The 18,624-nt window shown below is 31.7% G+C and carries 16 protein-coding genes; 2 read left to right on the top strand and 14 right to left on the bottom strand.

Translation table 11 applies throughout. The annotated features are described in order from the left end of the window. Positions 1 to 204: 204 nt before the first annotated feature. Positions 205 to 1,353: a double-cubane-cluster-containing anaerobic reductase gene (locus D4Z93_RS06280; RefSeq protein ID WP_119971411.1), complete on the top strand. Its 1,149-nt coding sequence runs from the start codon at positions 205 to 207 to the stop codon at positions 1,351 to 1,353. Positions 1,354 to 1,430: 77 nt separating this feature from the next. Here D4Z93_RS06280 and mnmA read toward each other — a convergent pair whose 3' ends face one another. Together mnmA and nifS are read right to left on the bottom strand one after the other, a co-directional pair. Beyond that, on the bottom strand, positions 1,431 to 2,507 hold the full coding sequence (gene mnmA, locus D4Z93_RS06275) for a tRNA 2-thiouridine(34) synthase MnmA (RefSeq protein WP_119971408.1): 1,077 nt from the start codon (positions 2,505 to 2,507) through the stop codon (positions 1,431 to 1,433). 31 nt (positions 2,508 to 2,538) lie between these two features. Continuing rightward, entirely contained in the window at positions 2,539 to 3,687 is a 1,149-nt protein-coding gene (gene nifS / locus D4Z93_RS06270) for a cysteine desulfurase NifS (RefSeq protein ID WP_119971405.1), read from the bottom strand. Positions 3,688 to 3,872: 185 nt separating this feature from the next. On the opposite strand from nifS, the gene D4Z93_RS06265 reads away from it, so the two are divergent. Continuing rightward, positions 3,873 to 4,319, top strand: coding sequence for a hypothetical protein (locus D4Z93_RS06265; RefSeq protein WP_243105987.1), 447 nt, complete (start codon positions 3,873 to 3,875; stop codon positions 4,317 to 4,319). A gap of 92 nt (positions 4,320 to 4,411) precedes the next feature. Here D4Z93_RS06265 and D4Z93_RS06260 read toward each other — a convergent pair whose 3' ends face one another. The 12 genes from D4Z93_RS06260 to D4Z93_RS06205 all read right to left on the bottom strand — a co-directional run bounded on the left by D4Z93_RS06260 (position 4,412) and on the right by D4Z93_RS06205 (position 18,615). After that, positions 4,412 to 4,912, bottom strand: coding sequence for a putative ABC transporter permease (locus D4Z93_RS06260; protein WP_119971402.1), 501 nt, complete (start codon positions 4,910 to 4,912; stop codon positions 4,412 to 4,414). A gap of 151 nt (positions 4,913 to 5,063) precedes the next feature. After that, entirely contained in the window at positions 5,064 to 6,350 is a 1,287-nt protein-coding gene (locus D4Z93_RS06255; protein ID WP_119971400.1) for a glycoside hydrolase family 18 protein, read from the bottom strand. A 137-nt stretch (positions 6,351 to 6,487) separates the two neighbouring features. Next, positions 6,488 to 7,600, bottom strand: coding sequence for a cell division protein FtsZ (ftsZ, locus tag D4Z93_RS06250; RefSeq protein WP_119971397.1), 1,113 nt, complete (start codon positions 7,598 to 7,600; stop codon positions 6,488 to 6,490). A 16-nt stretch (positions 7,601 to 7,616) separates the two neighbouring features. Beyond that, a complete protein-coding gene (gene ftsA, locus D4Z93_RS06245; protein WP_119971396.1) occupies positions 7,617 to 8,888 on the bottom strand; it encodes a cell division protein FtsA in 1,272 nt (423 codons plus the stop codon). A gap of 193 nt (positions 8,889 to 9,081) precedes the next feature. Further along, positions 9,082 to 10,311, bottom strand: coding sequence for a glycosyltransferase family 2 protein (locus tag D4Z93_RS06240; protein ID WP_423243045.1), 1,230 nt, complete (start codon positions 10,309 to 10,311; stop codon positions 9,082 to 9,084). A gap of 190 nt (positions 10,312 to 10,501) precedes the next feature. Next, a complete protein-coding gene (locus tag D4Z93_RS06235; RefSeq protein ID WP_119971392.1) occupies positions 10,502 to 11,560 on the bottom strand; it encodes a type IV pilus twitching motility protein PilT in 1,059 nt (352 codons plus the stop codon). A 261-nt stretch (positions 11,561 to 11,821) separates the two neighbouring features. Beyond that, positions 11,822 to 12,523, bottom strand: coding sequence for an RNA polymerase sporulation sigma factor SigK (sigK, locus tag D4Z93_RS06230; RefSeq protein ID WP_119971389.1), 702 nt, complete (start codon positions 12,521 to 12,523; stop codon positions 11,822 to 11,824). Positions 12,524 to 12,593: 70 nt separating this feature from the next. Continuing rightward, complete coding sequence (locus D4Z93_RS06225) at positions 12,594 to 14,255, bottom strand: penicillin-binding transpeptidase domain-containing protein (protein ID WP_119971387.1); 1,662 nt, start codon at positions 14,253 to 14,255, stop codon at positions 12,594 to 12,596. A gap of 58 nt (positions 14,256 to 14,313) precedes the next feature. Next, positions 14,314 to 15,531 carry a peptidase U32 family protein gene (locus tag D4Z93_RS06220; RefSeq protein WP_119971385.1) on the bottom strand — a complete coding sequence of 406 codons (1,218 nt, stop codon included), beginning with the start codon at positions 15,529 to 15,531 and terminating at the stop codon, positions 14,314 to 14,316. A gap of 1 nt (position 15,532) precedes the next feature. Further along, positions 15,533 to 16,180 (bottom strand): O-methyltransferase, encoded by a 648-nt coding sequence (locus D4Z93_RS06215; protein WP_119971382.1) that lies wholly within the window; start codon positions 16,178 to 16,180, stop codon positions 15,533 to 15,535. An 87-nt stretch (positions 16,181 to 16,267) separates the two neighbouring features. Beyond that, the gene (gene typA / locus D4Z93_RS06210; protein WP_119971379.1) at positions 16,268 to 18,091 is read right to left on the bottom strand and encodes a translational GTPase TypA; all 1,824 of its coding nucleotides are present in this window, start codon (positions 18,089 to 18,091) and stop codon (positions 16,268 to 16,270) included. Between the two features lie 176 nt (positions 18,092 to 18,267). Beyond that, positions 18,268 to 18,615: a YlbF family regulator gene (locus tag D4Z93_RS06205; RefSeq protein WP_119971378.1), complete on the bottom strand. Its 348-nt coding sequence runs from the start codon at positions 18,613 to 18,615 to the stop codon at positions 18,268 to 18,270. Between the last annotated feature and the right edge of the window lie 9 nt (positions 18,616 to 18,624).

Genomic DNA, 18,624 nt, shown 5'->3' with positions numbered 1-18,624 from the left:
GCATTATATGTTAAAATTAACATATAAAACTTATATGGAGTTTATAAAATCTGCTTAGATTTTTATAAATACGAACTTAGACTTACTAGAAATTTTTTAGGTGACGAATTTTGAAAATGTCAGCTGAAGTATAGGTTAAGTTTGAAATTACAAAACCTATAGATTTTCTAACTTAAACATTTAATTGGAGGTATCAATAGATAAATGAATGATTTACCCAAAATATTTAATGATTTTAGTGATTCAAGAAAGCAGGGATTTATTACCATAAAAGACCTTAAAGACAGTGGCAAAAAAATTGTAGGTACTTTTTGTACTTTTACACCATGGGAAATTATAAATGCTTCTGGTGCCATATCTGTATCTCTTTGTTCTAAAAGTGATGAAACAATACCGGATGCTGAAAAACATCTGCCTAGAAATTTGTGTCCTCTCATAAAATCAAGTTATGGATTTGCTCTTACCGATAAATGCCCATACTTTTATTTTTCAGATTTAATTATTGGAGAAACTACATGTGATGGGAAAAAAAAGATGTATGAATACCTTGGAAAGTTTAAAAATCTACATATCATGCATCTACCACAAAAAGCTAATGATAAAGATAGTTACAAATTGTGGAGAGATGAATTAATAAATTTAAAAGAAAGACTTGAAAAGGAATTTAATGTTACTATTACTCAAGAAATGCTTGAAGATTCCATTAAACTACGTAATAAAGAAAGGCTTGCTCTAAAAGAGTTTTATGAATTAGGTAAAATGACTCCTCCGCCAATAAATGGTATAGATCTATTAAGAGTTATAAATGGTTCATCTTTTAAATGGGACAAGGAATCTTTAATAAAAGATCTGCATGATATGGTTGTAAAAATCAAAGAAGATTATAATAATGGTAAAAGAGAAGTATCAACAGATGCCAAAAGAATACTTATAACCGGATGTCCAATGGGCGAAGCCACAGAAAAAATTGTACATTCAATTGAAGATAACGACGGTGTAGTAGTTTGTTATGAAGATTGTACAGGTGTTAAAGAAATTTCCAAACTGGTTGACGAAAAGCAAGACCCAATAGATGCAATTGCAGATAAATATCTAAACATCGGATGTGCCTGTATGACACCAAATACTAATAGGATAAATTTGCTCTCAGAACTAATAGATGATTATAAAATAGATGGGGTTGTTGATGTAATACTTCAGTCATGTCATCCATATAGTGTCGAATCTTATGGAATAAAACAATTTGTAAATAACGAGAAGAATTTACCTTATATGGCCATAGAAACAGATTATTCCCAAACTGATGTAGGACAAATAAAAACCAGAATTTCAGCATTTATAGAGATGCTTTAACATTCAATTCAATCAATATAAGAATAGAAATCCGATTCAGTGAATGTAAATCAGATTTCTATCTTTATATTTACATTTTACAAAACTTCCTCTATTATTCCACCACCAACAAGCAGATCTTTAGAATAGAACACTACAGACTGCCCTTTAGTTATAGCCCTCTGTTTATGTTCAAATTTTACCTTGACTCTTCCATCAGAAAGCTGAGTTATCCATGCGCTGGAAGCTTTAGCTGAATATCTTACTTTAGCTTCTACTTCCATCGTTCCCTGAAGACTTTCGAATGGTATGAAATTCACATTCTTTGCGATTAGCTCTGTTTTAAATATATCTTCCTCATCTCCAAGAACAATTTCATTTGTAAGTGGATTTATATCCGCAACATACATTGGTTTCCCAAATGAAATTCCAAGCCCTTTCCTCTGTCCTATCGTATAATATATTATACCTTTATGAGTTCCAAGCACATTCCCTTTTTTATCAACAAAATTTCCCGGTTTTATTTTATCTGGAACCTGCTTTTCTATATATCTGCCATGATTATTATCTGGTATAAAACATATCTCTTCACTATCCTTCTTGTTATGAACAGAAAGTCCTATTTCCTTTGCGATTTCTCTTATATGATCTTTTTTGTATATACCACATGGCATAAGTGTATGGGATAATTGAAATTGAGTTAAATTATAAAGCACATAGGTCTGATCCTTCTTATCATCTTTTGATCTTCTTATTACGTACCTTCCATTCTTATTTTCTATTATCGCATAGTGACCTGTTGCAACATAATCAGCTCCCAAATCCATGGCCTTCTTTAATAATGCATCAAACTTTATATATTTATTACAAGCTATACATGGATTAGGAGTTCTTCCATTCATATATTCATCTATAAAGTAATCTATAACATCTTTTTTAAAAATTTCTTTAAAGTTAATAACATAAAATGGAATATTAAGTTTATAAGCAACTCTCCTCGCATCTTCTACTGAACTTAATGAACAGCATCCTCCTTCATTTGCTTCATATTCCTCATCCTCCTGCCATACCTGCATAGTTACTCCTATAACATCATATCCTTGTTCCTTAAGCAAGTAGGCAGTTACAGAACTGTCTACTCCTCCACTCATTCCGACAACAACCTTTTTATTCATAATTACCACCTTATAGTCATAAATTAATATATTATTTGTTATTTCTCAATTTATTCACACATTCTTTAACTACCTCTAGAACATAAGCTATCTCCTCATAAGTAGTTCCTGATCCTATTGTAAATCTTATAGAGCTTTTTGCCATACTTTCTGTTAATCCTATTGCAATAAGTACGTGTGATGGCTCGAGTGCTCCTGCCGAACATGCACTTCCAGATGATACATAGATTCCTCTGGAATCAAGCATTATAAGCAATGTTTCAGCTTCTATTCCCTTAAAGGTTACATTTATATTTCCAGGAAGCCTCTCTTTTCCCGGTGAACCATTTAAACTTGTATCCTGTATCTCAAGAAGTTCTTTAATAAACATATCCCTGAGCTTTGTGAGTCTCTCCTTTTGAACTTCCAAATTTTTAACTGCAATAGAAATAGCCTTTCCAATACCCACAATACCAGGTGTATTATAAGTTCCGGCTCTTCTGCCTCTTTCTTGTGAACCACCATGAATTAAACTATCTATTCGAATTCCTTTTCTTATGTACAGCGCACCTACACCTTTAGGTCCATAAAATTTATGTGATGACATTGAAAGTAAATCTATATTCATAGTTTTAACGTCAATTGGAATATTCCCAACTGCTTGAACTGCATCTGTATGAAATATTATTTTATTATGTCTGCAAAAATCTCCGATTTTCTTAACAGGCTCTATAGTTCCTATTTCATTATTTGCAAACATAACCGATACCAATATAGTATCTTTTCTTACTGCTTTTTTTAAATTATGAAGATCGACCATTCCATATTTATTTACAGGAAGATATGTGATCTCGAATCCGAGTTTTTCCAGATACTTGCATGTATTTATAACTGCATGATGCTCTATAGCTGTAGTTATTATATGTTTTCCCTTATCTTTATTTGCAAAAGCTATGCCTTTAAGTGCCCAATTATCAGACTCTGAACCTCCAGATGTAAAATATATTTCATCAATATTTGAATTTATGGCATCAGCCACCCTCTTTCTTGATATATCTATAGCCATTCTTGTCTTCCGTGATATATGATAAATAGATGATGCATTTCCAAAGTATTCATCCATATAAGTTTTCATATCTTTAATAACTTCCGGCTTCATATAAGTAGTTGCCGCGTAATCCATATAAATTTCTCTATTCATTTTAAATATATTCCGCTAAAGACACAATTGTCAAAGCAGATTTTAAACACCACCTTTATTAATAGTTAAAAATTATATTTTAAAATTCTACACACTTTAGTATATCATAAAAATTACAAAAATTAAGTAACAAAAAAATTTTATAAACATAACTTATTATTGTAGCAGATTGTTTAGGAGGAAATATGTATTATAGTGATTTAGATTACATGAGAACAGATGATTATACAAACTCTGAAGATGAAAACTTTGAATCAGAATGTCCTTTTTCTATGTGTCCTTTCGTATATCAAACTTTGAATATGCCAAGGGTTAACCCACCCGGACCACCTCCATCATTCACACCAAACAAGAAAAACGCACATAAAGGATGGTCCGGCGGTCCTAGTGGTCCTGGCGGCCATGGCGGTCCCGGACCAAGGCCAAGACCAAAACCAATTGATTCAAAAGCCATAAGACCATGTAGAAACAGATTTGCATATATATGGCAAACAAACGGGAATTCATACTGGGCATATATAACTTCTATTGGTCCTAGATCTATATCAGGATTTAGATGGACACCAAGAGGACGTAGATGGACATCCTTTGGACTTGATTTAAGAAATATAGAAGCCTTTTCCTGTTCATAAATACCAATACAGCCTGTTGAGTTATATTCTCAACAAGCTGTACATTTATCCTCTAACAGATATAGCAATTTTAGTATCTAAAACTTACTAAATCATTTATTTGTAAATAGCTTTTTGAAATAATTAATCAAACTTTCAGGTTTTTCTTCCCCATATATATAATACGAAAGTTCATCATCAAACCATATTATTACTACGCTCAGTAGGTACCAATAGAAACAATTTTTCAGGCATATTTGTCCAAAAAAATTACATTTTTCATAAGAATAATTCCATATACTTAATCCTAGATACATATTTAAAAATGTGCCACTTAAAAGCTCCACTGCAGTGATAAGTGAACCTCCTATAATTACCTGCTGCCACATTTTAAGTTTATAGTATACCTCCCTATCATTCAATGATCCTATTACCAGTGCACACATTCCACCGATCGGAAACATCCACAGTGAAGTCCATCCACATAAACTCCACCTCGATATGCCATTTATACCATTTAGTGAGCAGCAAATAGCCCTTACTATAACCTCTACATTTAAATAGATACTTCCAAATATCAAAAAGTGAATTATTTTATTCTTTTTATGTTTCAAGTAAAACACCTCTCCAAAATATTATTTCCCTATTTTGAAAAATGTATCACTAATGCTGTTTTACAAAAAACTCAAAAGACTGCTGACAAAATAAGTTTATCAACAGCCTGAAATATAAGTATACCACGTATATTCTAATTTAAATATTTGCTTAAGTAACCTTTCTTATATTGAACATGTTACTTAATATCTGCCAGTTTTGAGGAAATGGTTGTGCTAATACCCAATAACTTATTCCCCGCAATCCATACTGGCTAACAAGCCTATACTTTTCTCTGACACTACGCGCATCTTCAAACCATACTACATGTTCCCTTCCACCAGCATCAAAATAATTATAATATGGTGATTGAGATTTTTGATCATATTTTATAGACTGCTTGTATTGTCGTGCTCTATCTATCGCTTCTTGATTTCCTATACTCTCTGCAAACTCTCCTCCTGGCGTATATGGAAGTGTCCAGTCATATCCATATAGTGGAATACCAATCATAATTTTATATGGAGGTATTACAGAAACAGCATAATTTATTACTTTTCTTACTTCATCAATTGGGGCTACAGCCATAGGTGGTCCGCCTGACCATCCCCACTCGTATGTCATTATTATTACAAAATCAACTATTTCCCCATGTGCTTTATAGTCATGTGCACCATGCCATGCACCTTCTAAAACATCATACGTCTTGGGAGCCAAAGCTGTAGCTATAATATATCCAAGAGGATGAAGTTTTTGGGCAAGTCTCCTCAAAAAATCATTATACTTCTGCCTATCTGCTGGAGGTATCCTCTCAAAATCTACTATTACTCCAAAATAAGATTTTTTCCTTATTAAATCGATAATATTATTTATTAGAGTTTCCTGCAGGTTTTCATTATTTAGTATTCTGCTTACAAGCTGGGTATCAAAATTACTACCAGAAATATTCGTAACGGAAAGCATTGGTGCTACACCATTAGCTTTGGCTTCTTCAATTATGGTTGAATCATTTAATGGTGTAAGCCCACCACTTTCTGTAATATGATGACTAAATGGAGTTAGATATGTTAAATTCTTTATAGGTTCTCTTAATATTTCCCTTTCTCTATCTGGAGTTGAAGGTTGTATAAATGCGTTAGCCTCAATTGTGCCATAGTTTTTACTATATTCCGGAATTCTTAAATTCTGACCTGGAAAAATCCTAAATGGACTCATTAAATCATTCAATTCAATTATACTCTGAACAGAAACTCCAAATTTGTTTGAAATTGACCACAAGCTATCTGATGGTTTGACAACATACACTCCTTCCTTGGTCGGTATAACCAAGCTTTGTCCAACAACCAAAGTATCTGAATTAGAAAGCTCATTTGCACTTATTATACTCTGTGGTGTTACTCCATATCTTCTAGCTATAGACCATACGGAATCACCTGATTTAACCACATATATTTTCAATAAAAATTACCTTCCTTAAAGTATTACTATTAAAATTATATTCATATGTGAAACATTTATGAATAAATTAAATTGCAGCTAAATACAAATTAAAAAACACCATATAAATTATATGATGCTTTTTAATTACAATACAATTACCTTTTTTGCCTTCTTAAAAATGCTGGCACCTCCAGATTATTTTCATCTATGCCTTTATAATCTATAGAAGCCTCTGACTCATCCTTATTAGATGTAAAACTCGGTTGATGTTTTTTATCCAAATCGGACTTGCCAAAATCCATCTTACTTGATTTGTCACATTCAAATCCTGTAGCAATTACAGTTATTCTTATTTCATCTTTTATATTCTCATCAATTACAGCTCCAAATATAATATTAGCATCTGGATCTGCTGCATCCTGAACGATTTCAGCAGCCTCATTTATTTCAAGCAACCCCAAATCCGGTCCTCCTGTTACATTTAATAGTACACCAGTTGCTCCAACTATTGATGTTTCAAGTAATGGACTTGATATAGCCTGCTTAGCAGCTTCCTGTGCTCTATTATCTCCTGTACCCTTTCCAACTCCCATATGTGCAAGTCCTTTATCTATCATAATAGTTCTTACATCGGCAAAATCCAAATTGACAAGTCCTGGTATAGTTATCAAATCAGATATTCCTTGAACACCCTGTCTTAGCACATCATCTGCAAATTTAAATGACTCCATTAATGTTGTCTTCTTGTCTACAATATTCAGCAGTCTCTCATTTGGTATTGTAACTAAGGTATCTACTCTTTCTTTTAAGTTCTTTATTCCCATCTCTGCATGGAGCATTCTTTTTCTCCCTTCAAAAGGAAAGGGTTTCGTTACAACTCCAACAGTAAGTATTCCAGCGGATTTCGCTATTTCTGCGATTACAGGAGCTGCTCCAGTTCCTGTTCCGCCTCCCATCCCTGCAGTTATGAATACCATATCAGCACCTTTTATAGCTTGAGATATCTCATCCTTACTCTCCTCAGCAGCTTTTTGTCCAATTTCAGGATTAGCTCCTGCTCCTAATCCTTTAGTAAGTTTATCACCTATTTGAATTTTCTGAGATGCCTGCGAAAGCATCAAAGCCTGTTTATCCGTATTTATAGCTATAAACTCAACATTTTTAAGTCCTTCTTTAATCATCCTATTTAAAGCGTTGTTTCCTCCGCCTCCGCAGCCTATTACCTTTATCTGAGCAAATTGTTGAACATCAACATCAAAATCTAGCACAATACTAACCTCCTCATTAGAAAAAATCTGTGAAAAATTCTTTTATTTTTAATAAAAATCCCGTATTATTTTCATATTTATCTGATTTCTTACTTTTTTCTTTAGTCCATTCATCATATTTTTTTTCTGTACTATCTTCATTGCCAAATACATCTTTTTTATTTTTGACCAGGTCTGCAACATCTTTAACTATTCCTACAACAGATGCATACAATGGGTTAGAAGCTCCTATATAGTTAGGGATTCCTACCCTAACAGGTTTTTGCAATATTCGTTGACTAAATTCTTCAATATCCTTTATTAAGGCCAAGCCTCCTCCTACAATAACTATACCTGATAACTTATCATAATGTCCACTCGAACTTACTTTTTCACCTATCATGCAAAGTATCTCTTCTATTCTAGCTTCTATTATCTGTTTTAATATAGAAAATTCAACTTTTATCTTTGAATTATACTCAGATATAATCTCTACATTTGAATCGCCATTGCTATGTTTTTCTCCCACATTTCCATATTTTTTCTTAATGTTCTCAGCTTCAGAAAATGGAAGTTTGAGACATATCGCAATATCATTAGTAATGGTATTGCCTCCTAAAGGTATACTATCAATATGTACTAATTTTCCTCCAGAAAAAATATATATATTTATACAATCAGCTCCAACATCTACAACTGCAACTCCTCTTTCAATTTCCTCTCTTTTCAATATAACCTCAGACATAGCTATAGGTTCGAATACTATACCCAGAACCTTTAATCCGGATTTATTAATACTCTTAAAAATATTATTTACAACTGCACTTTGAGCCAGTATAAGCTGGACATCTGCCTCAAGTCTCAGTCCACTCATTCCAACTGGATCTTTTATCTTATCATATCCGTCTATAATATATTGCTGTGGTATTACTCCTATTATTTCTTTATCGGATGGAATTGTAATTACTTTCGCTGCTTTCAATACTCTTCTAACATCGTTTTCCTTTATTTCTTTATCCTCAGATGATATAGCCACTACCCCTTTATTTAATTTCAATTCACTTATTATACCAGGCAGCGAAATATAAACTCCTGAAATCTTTGCATCTATCATCCCTTCTAATGAATTTATGCATTTTCCTATAGCTTCAGATGTAGCATCTATATCAACAACAATTCCCCTCTGTACTCCTCTACATACTGATGATGTTATCCCCATTATCTGCATAACACCATGCTTGTCTACTTTACCGGCAGCAGCGCATATCTTTGAGGATCCAATATCCATTCCGATTATATATTCACTCATCAAGCACCTTCCCCCTCAAATGCAAATCATCAAATTATATATTCAACTTATATATTTTATATTCAACAAAAAAATTAATTCTCCTTTTATATTTTATCACATTTTAATAAAATCTCAAATATGATTAAAGTACGCAATTGTGACATATTTCTATGTAAAAACAAGGAAGAGGTGAAAACTCCTTCCTTGAATGCTAATTCGCTTTTTCTAAATCGTTTATATCGACACTTCTCGTATGAACTGTATGATTCCATTCTTTGTTATTTTTTTGTAAAATTCCTTGAATTGATATTGGAAACCAAGTTATTGTGTATATTGGATATATTATATAATATAAAAATACTTTTATACTAAATTTTTTTTCCAATGCTAATACAAATGGTGTGTATACATACTGTAATACCGAATATGCAATCGCAAGTACAGTAATAAAATTAAAATTAATAGAATAAGCAGCACCATTAAGACCTGTCATTATATGAAACATCTTAATACAATAACTAATTATGCCGACAATAGCAGAAATGCCTATAAGTATAGTAACTATCGGCTGAATACTATATAATGCACAATCAAAAGATGTAAAATTTAATTTCACTATAGACCTCTTCAAAAGCTTAAAAAAGTATCTACTTGCAACATCAGCAAATCCTTGCATCCATCTCTTTCTCTGTCTCCAGGATTGCATAAGTGTAAGAGGTTTTTCATCATAAATTATAGCATCATGTGCCCATCCAACTTTATAACCATTTAAAACAAGTTTACACGTAAATTCTAAATCCTCGGTTAAACAATTGGCACCCCAACCTAGTTCTTTTAATATATTAATATCTATACAAAAACCTGTTCCACCTAATTGACTAGATAAACCAATATTGCTTCTTGCAAGCTGAAACATTCTATCACAAGACCAGAAAGCTATTGAGTAACTTCCTGTAATCCAAGTATCATTAGGGTTTTTGCTATCAAGATAACCTTGTACAACTTTATAGCCTTCACAAAGTTTGTTATTCATTTCCCTAAGGAAATTTCTATGTGCCAAATTGTCCGCATCAAATATCGCAACAGCATCATATTTTTTATGTAATTTAAATATCTTTGCAAACATCCACTCTAAGGCATATCCTTTACCAACTTTTTTCTTATCCGTTCTTTTATATACAATTGCTCCTTTTTCTTTTGCTCTAATAAATGTTTTATCACTACAATTATCAGCAATAACAAAAATATCATACAATTTCTTAGGATAATCGAGATTTTTTAAGCTCTCTATAATGTCACATATAACAGCTTCTTCATTATGTGCAGCTACAATAAGTGCAAATCTTTTTTCAGGCTTTATTCCCTTTTTTTCCTTTTTCCTCCATATTCCAAAAAATGATATAAACAAATAATATATAGTTATGATGCAAACTACATACATTAGAATGCGAGACGCATCATGAATTATTTCTTGAAAAATACTCACTCCTGAATCCCTCCTAATTCAAAACTATTTTAGCATAAAAAAAAAGTAATTACTATAGATTTCACATAATTGCAAAAAATATTCATTAGCCCATAGGGTTAATGAATATTTTTAGTTCAAAATATAAAATATGCTCTTATATCTACTATAGTGAAATTATTTTTGATAACATTTCTCTATCAACAGCATAATTTAAAGCAGATTCATATGATATCATATCACTTCTATATAGATTTGATAATGCCATATCCATAGTTACCATTCCATATTTAGAGCCTGTTTGCATAGATGATTCTATCTGATAAGTTTTTCCTTCTCTTATCATATTTTGAATAGCATTAGTAGCTATCATAAGTTCAAATGCTGCAATTCTTCCATTTCCATCTATCTTTGGTATAAGCTGCTGAGAAACTATCCCCTTTATAACACCAGCCAATTGAATCTTGATCTGCTGCTGATGGTACGGCGGAAATATATCAATAATCCTATCAATGGTCTTAGTTGCACCCATAGTATGTAATGTTGAAAAAACTAAATGTCCCGTTTCAGCGGCAGTTAACGCTATTGATATAGTTTCTGGATCCCTCATCTCCCCTATAAATATAACATCTGGATCCTCTCTTAAAACAGCTCTAAGCGCATTTGCATAGCTCCTTGTATCTCTTCCTATCTCCCTTTGATTTATTATAGACTTATTATGCTTATACAAATATTCAATTGGATCTTCTAAAGTTACAATATGAGCCGCTCTTGTCATGTTAATCTCATTTATCATTGCAGCTATCGTAGTGCTCTTTCCTGATCCAGTAGATCCTGTAACTAGAATCAGTCCTCTTTTATTAAGCGTCAAGTCCTTAACAGCGTTTGAAAACTTTAATTCATTTAAGGTTGGTATTCTTAATCCAACAACACGAATAGCTAATGCAGCACTACCTCTTTGTTTAAATATATTAACTCTAAATCTCCCGAGACCTGATACGGAAAAAGATGTATCTATTTCCCCTACCCTTAGATACTCATCATACATATTTTTTTCCAATATTTCTTTTGCATATTTTTCCGTATCAGTTGGCTTTAGCTTCTCATTAGATATACTAAGCAATTGGCCATCTACCCTTATGACAGGAGACACTCCTACTGTCAAATGCAAATCAGAAGCCTTTTTATTAACTGTAGTATCCAATAATTCCTTTAATGGTATCAAATTAATTCTCCTTTCAGCAATATTCACTCTAATAAAATAAATTTCTTAAATAATTCCATAATGTATTATATAAAAACATATATTGGCATTAATTTAACTATAGTCTACATATACAGATAATATTCTACAAATTTTATATAATTCCTCTTTTACCATAAAATTTTATAAATTACATTTAAAAAACATTTATTATCACATAGAATAAAAGCTGAAAATTAATAACCAATTTTTAACTTTGAATTATTAGTTTTCAGCTTTTAACTATTCCTTTCCATAATTCAGCTCTTTATATAACTTCTTCAATGCCCTCTTTTCAATCCTGGATACATAGGATCTGGATATTCCAAGAATTTTCGCTATCTCTCTCTGTGTCCTAGGCTTTCCTTCTAATAAACCATATCTCATTTGAACAACATTTTTTTCCCTCTCTGAAAGACATGTATTGATTTTTGAGTATAATTTTTTCACCTGTATTTTGCTTTCAACTATTTCTATTATTGAATTCTCATCACTACTTAGTATATCCATAAGTGATATTTCATTGCCCTCTTTATCTACCCCTATAGGATCCTGCAAATATACTTCATTCTTAGTTTTTTTATTATTTCTTATAAGCATGAGTATTTCATTTTCTATGCATTTAGCCGCATAAGTAGCAAGACGCGTTCCTTTTGAAGCATCAAAAGAATCAATAGCCTTGATAAGTCCCACTGTTCCTATAGATATCAAATCATCAAGATCCTTGGTAGGATAAGAATACTTTTTTACAATATGTGCTACTAATCTTAAGTTTCTTTCAACTAATATACTCTTAGCTAAAATATCTCCATCTTTAAGTTTCTTTAAATAGTACTGTTCCTCTTTATCACTTAATGGTTGTGGAAACGAAGTATTATTCGTTACATATGCAGTTAAAAAAAACATATTACCAATTATACCTAATAGGCAATTTGCTAGAAACAAAAGATAGTCCTCCCACTAGTGCTTATTAATATATTATGATTATATTTTAAAAAAAGTGCATACATTTTTTTTAATTATTATTTAGTTTTTGTACTATACTTTTGAAAATTGGCACAGCAGTGGTTCCACCACTATCATTATCTTTATCAATATCCTTTACAAACACTACCATAGAATAAACCTTACCTTTAATATTAAAAAAACCTACAAACCATCCATCAGAATGTTCTTTTACTACATTACTATTCTTTACAGTTTCCATCCTCTGTGTACTTCCTGTTTTTCCTCCAATCACACATTCTGGCATGTAAGCTTGTTTTGCTGTTCCATTTTTAACTACATTAAGCATTTGATCTTTCATTATCTGTGCCGTCGACCTGTCTATAACTTGACGTTCATTGATATCTATTCCTTGAATTTTCTCATTATCATCATTAACATAGCTATCGACTATTGTTGGTTTAACATACACGCCATTGTTTGCAACTGTATTAGCTATACTTATAGCCTCTACTGGCGTTATTCTTATATTTTGTCCTATAGACATAAGTCCGAGAGTTCCATCACTGACTTTAGGATCCTTAACCTCACAATTTCCTGCCTCTTCACAATCAAGACCTAAAATCTTTTGAAATAATCCCTGAGAAGTTGCATTATCATAAAAATTATTAAACCCAACCTTCGCACCTATTTGTGCAAATACATCATTACATGATACAGCTAATGCTTCTTTTGGTGTCAAACTTCCATGCATTTTGTCATCTTCCATTTCATAAAAACCTCTGCAACTAAATTTTTCATCTGCCTGTATACTCTTTCTATCCAGGCCAGCTTCTTCAACTATTACTTTGAAAATAGAGCCAGGAAAAAATCCGTGATTTGTAGATGCCCCAAGATTTATATTAGGCTTACTATCATCCTTCTGAACCATTGCCTTTATCTTTCCAGTATCAGCCTCCATTAAAACAACACCTATTTGACTATACTTTTTATTATTATCGTTATTTAATATATCTTTTATTTTATCTTCCATTTCTTTATCAACTGTTAACCTAACATTTGTATTATTTTCAGGAAGTTCTGTTTTTTGACTTATTATTTTACCATTTACATCCCTATTTATCACAAGCTGAGGTTTTTTATTATTTTGTGTTTTTTTAAAAATTTGTCCCTCAAGGGATTTAGGCGATTTCATAGTACTCCCGTCAGGTTTTTTATTATTCATCAAAAGATTTTCGAGCTTCCATGTATCACCTTTCTCCGATTCTGAGTAGATATAAGTATAAAATCCCTTTATATCCTTTATATTTTTAAGTTTGTTATAAGTATTTTCATCAATTGGATAATAAATTTTTTGGCTACTATTTAAAATTTCCTCCTTAGATAGATCGTATTTACTATTATAATTTCTAAGTATGTACATAAGGGTCAATATCTCATTCTGTTTTGTATCTATATTATCCTTGCCAAATATGTCTGGTGAAATAACAGCATAATACTTCTTATTATAGTTTATAAGCTGCTTTCCATTACAATCGAATAATAAAAAGTTTGTATCAGTTAAATCCTCTTTATATGAATATTGGGATTCAGCCATAACTGATAATCTATTTGAATTAAAACATTGCAGTCTCACTATATTGATATACAATGCAATAATTATCAAAATTAATACTACAAATATAAACAGAGTTCTCTTTTTTATGGTAATTTTACTTAATTTAATTATCAAAAAAAAACACCTCACTTCAAACTAAAATTTTGCCCAAAATAAGGTATTTTATTCATATTTATCTTTTACTTTTTATAATTAAATCATCTTTTTTTAATTTAACTTCTGATACTATTGTATAAATCATCTGAGCATTCGGTGTAGAATCGATTCTTTCTCCAACATCATTCCTTATATCTTTGACACAAATCTCAAAATTATCTCCCTCAGGCCTTAAAATTTCAACTTTATCTCCCTCAAATATTTTATTTCTCTGTTCTATAGTAGCAATATGTGAATTTCCATCATAATTCTTAACTTTACCAACTATATCATAATCTCTTATATATGATGACGTTTCATAAACTTGATTTGGCTGTCCAAAATAAAAACCTGTGTGATATGCCCTATGACTTACTTTCATTAAATTATCGAGCCATTTTTGTTGAAATTTATAACCTTCAGGATTTTCAAAATATGCATCTAACGCCTGTCTATATGATTTTACAACAGCTGCAACATAGTAGGAACTTTTCATTCTTCCTTCAATTTTCAGCGAATTGACTCCTGAATTCACTAATTCTGGTATATGTTCAATCATACATAAATCCTTTGAATTCATTATATATGTACCTTTTTCATCCTCAAACACCGGAAAATATTCATTTTTTCTTTTCTCTTCCATTAAATAATATTTATATCTACAAGGTTGGGCACACTGTCCTCTATTTGAATCTCTTCCTGTCATGTAATTTGAAAGCAGACACCTACCAGAATAAGATATACACATTGACCCATGAACAAAAACTTCTAACTCACAATCCTTAGAAACATTAGTCCTTGTTTCCTCAATTTCTTTCATCGAAAGTTCTCGAGCTAAAACTATCCTCTTAGCACCTTGTTCATGCCAAAATTGTGCTGCTTTCCAGTTTACACTATTTGCCTGAGTACTTAAATGTATTGTCAAATTAGGAACCACTTGTTTTGCTGTAACAAGTATACCTGGATCAGAAACCAGAATTGCATCCACACTTAGCTCATAAAGAGTTTTAAGATATTCTTCTAGCCCTTTAAAATCTGAATTTCTCGGGAATACATTTACGGTAACAAACACTTTCCTGGACCTATCATGCGCATATTTTACACCTTCATAAAGCTCATCGTCTGTAAAATTATCTGCAAATGCTCTTAAATTCAACTTACTTCCACCAAGATAAACTGCATCTGCACCAAAGTCTACAGCAGTTTTAAGTTTTTCTAAATTTCCAGCTGGCGCTAACAATTCGGGTTTTTTCAAATTAATTCCTCCTTGTAGTTACTGCAATACCATCTCCCATAGGTATAACAGATGTTATAAATTTTTTATTATCCGATACAAGCCTTAGATATTCTCTCATCCTCTTGACAATAGTTATTTTTCTTCTAGCAACTAATTTATCACTAGCAACCATCCCTCTAAATAAAGCATTATCAGCTATTATTATACCATCTTGCTTTAAGAGTCTTAAACATTCAGGAAGAAAGTGGTTATAATGGCCTTTCCCAGCATCTATAAATATTAAATCATACTCATTATCTAAATCTTTAAGAACTTCCATGCAGTCCCCTTCAATAATATCTATACTATTCATAAAACCATAATTTTTTATATTATCTCTAGCCGTTTTGAGCATATCTAAGTTTCTTTCAATAGTATCAATTTTAGCTTTATTATTAGAAGCTAAACTCATTAATATGGAGGAATATCCTATAGCAGTTCCAAGTTCAAGTATTCTAGAAGGTTTTTTTATATGTATCATAAGTTCTAAAAATTTAGCTACTTCTCTATGGATTATAGGTACAGAATTTTCACTGGCATACATTTCTAATTCCTTTAATACACCAATATTATCTTCTATAAGTGACTGTATATATTTCTCCATATAATCATAAGTAATACCACTCATTCCTACCTCCAGATATCTTTTCTTTATATAAATAAATGGTAAAATACAGATATAAATATCTGTATTTATAGCCACTAAGTAACAATATTATTTTCTTCTTGATGCCTTTTTTCTAAGATCAGTATCTAATATCTTCTTTCTTATTGTTATTCTTTTAGGTGTAATTTCAACTAGTTCATCTGCAGCCACAAATTCAAGCGATTGCTCTAAACTCATGTGTTTAACTGGTATTAATTTTAAAGCTTCATCTGCTCCTGACGACCTTGTGTTTGTCAAATGCTTCTTTTTACATACGTTAACCTCTATATCATCAGCCCTTGAACATTCTCCAACTACCATTCCTTCATAAACATCAACACCAGGTTCCAAAAACAAAATTCCTCTTTCTTGAGCATTAAATAATCCATACGTGATTGTTACTCCATCTTCAAATGCTACAAGTGAACCTCTAGTTCTTTCTGGAATTTCCCCTTTATATTCCTCATATCCTGATAATACATGGTTCATTATTCCATTACCTTTTGTATCAGTCATAAATTCATTTCTGAAACCAATTAAACCTCTTGCAGGTATTTTAAATTCTAACCTAGTATAACCATTTACAGCAGATGTCATATTCACCATTTCAGCCTTTCTAGGCCCAAGTTTTTCCATGACAATTCCCATAAATTCTTCAGGTACATCTATTGTCAAGTATTCAATTGGTTCAAGTTTTTTCCCATTCTTCTCTTTAAATATTACTGTAGCCTTGGAAACCTGAAATTCAAATCCTTCTCTTCTCATAGTCTCTATCAATATTGAAAGGTGAAGTTCTCCTCTTCCACTTACTTTCAAACAATCTGGTGAATCTGTTTCTTCAACTCTAAGTGATACATTCGTCTCCAATTCTTTCATAAGTCTATCTCTTAAATGTCTCGACGTTACATATTCTCCATCACGTCCTGCAAAAGGCGAATTATTAACCATAAAGTTCATGCTGAGTGTTGGTTCATCTATATCTACAAATGGAAGAGCTTCCGGATCACTGGGATCAGCTATTGTTTCCCCTATGTTTATATCAGGTATACCTGAAACTGCCACTATATCTCCTAATTTAGCTTCATTAACTTCTTGTTTCTTTAATCCGCTGTATACATATAAATTTGATACTTTTACATTTTCTACTTTTCCATCTTTTCTTATTAAAACAACTTGCTCATTTTTATCTATAGATCCTCTTTCAATTTTACCTATTCCTATTTTTCCAACATATTCATTATAATCAACAGTCGTAATCAACAATTGAAGCGGCATGTTCAGATGACCTTCTGGTGCTGGAACATTTTTTATTATAGCATCAAACAAAGGTTCCATGGTTTTAGAATCATCCTCTAATTCTTTCTTGGCAAATCCAGCTTTTGCAGAACAATAAACCAATGGGAAATCCAATTGTTCATCATTTGCTCCTAATTCTATAAATAAATCAAATACTTCATCCAAAACTTCTGCCGGCCTTGCATCTGGCCTATCTATTTTATTTATAACAACTATAGGGTTCAAATTAAGCTCCAGAGCCTTTTTTAAAACGAATTTAGTTTGAGGCATTGGTCCTTCATATGCATCTACTACTAGAAGCACACTATCAACCATTTTAAGTACACGTTCAACTTCTCCACCAAAATCAGCATGACCCGGAGTATCTACTATATTTATTTTAATTCCATCATGTACAATAGCCGTATTTTTAGATAATATTGTAATTCCTCTTTCTTTTTCGAGATCATTTGAATCCATCACTCTCTCCTGAACCTTCTCATTCTCTCTGAAAACATTACTCTGTTTTAAAAGTGCATCAACCAAAGTAGTTTTACCATGATCGACATGTGCAATAATTGCAACGTTCCTTATATCATTTCTTGTAAATAAATTCATTATAGTTCCTCCACCTTTTTTATTAAAATCCAATATATATTTGAATTACATTCATAACAATTACAAATACACTTATTTCAAACGCTCAAAAAAATTGGATACTCTCAGGTATCCAATCTTCACTCATTACCATATCTATTTTAGTATCATAAATTTAAAAAGTCAACTTATTAGTATCATTTTTCTCCAAAAGAAAAATCAATACCTATAACATCATTCAAAATTTTTATTAGTTCATTCCACATAATACTAAACTCTTGCTCTGCTTGAAGATATTCATTAACAGATGGATTCGACGATATCAACGAACCTATGCCTTTAATTTTCTCTTTTGTTGCATCAGATACATCACCATTTTTCATCTGCTGAGAATAGGCTTCCACTTGTAATTTTCTAAATTCAATTAAAACATCTTTATCTTCTTTATTGTCTTTAATTTTCTCAGATGCTTTTCTTAATTTTACAACTTCACTGCATTTGTTAAGTTCTGCTGCGAGTTCATTCGCCTTATCATATATATTCATAAAAACACT

Source organism: Clostridium fermenticellae (assembly GCF_003600355.1).
GTDB classification, from domain to species: Bacteria; Bacillota; Clostridia; order Clostridiales; family Clostridiaceae; genus Clostridium_AV; species Clostridium_AV fermenticellae.
This window is presented reverse-complemented; position numbering and strand designations above follow the sequence as displayed.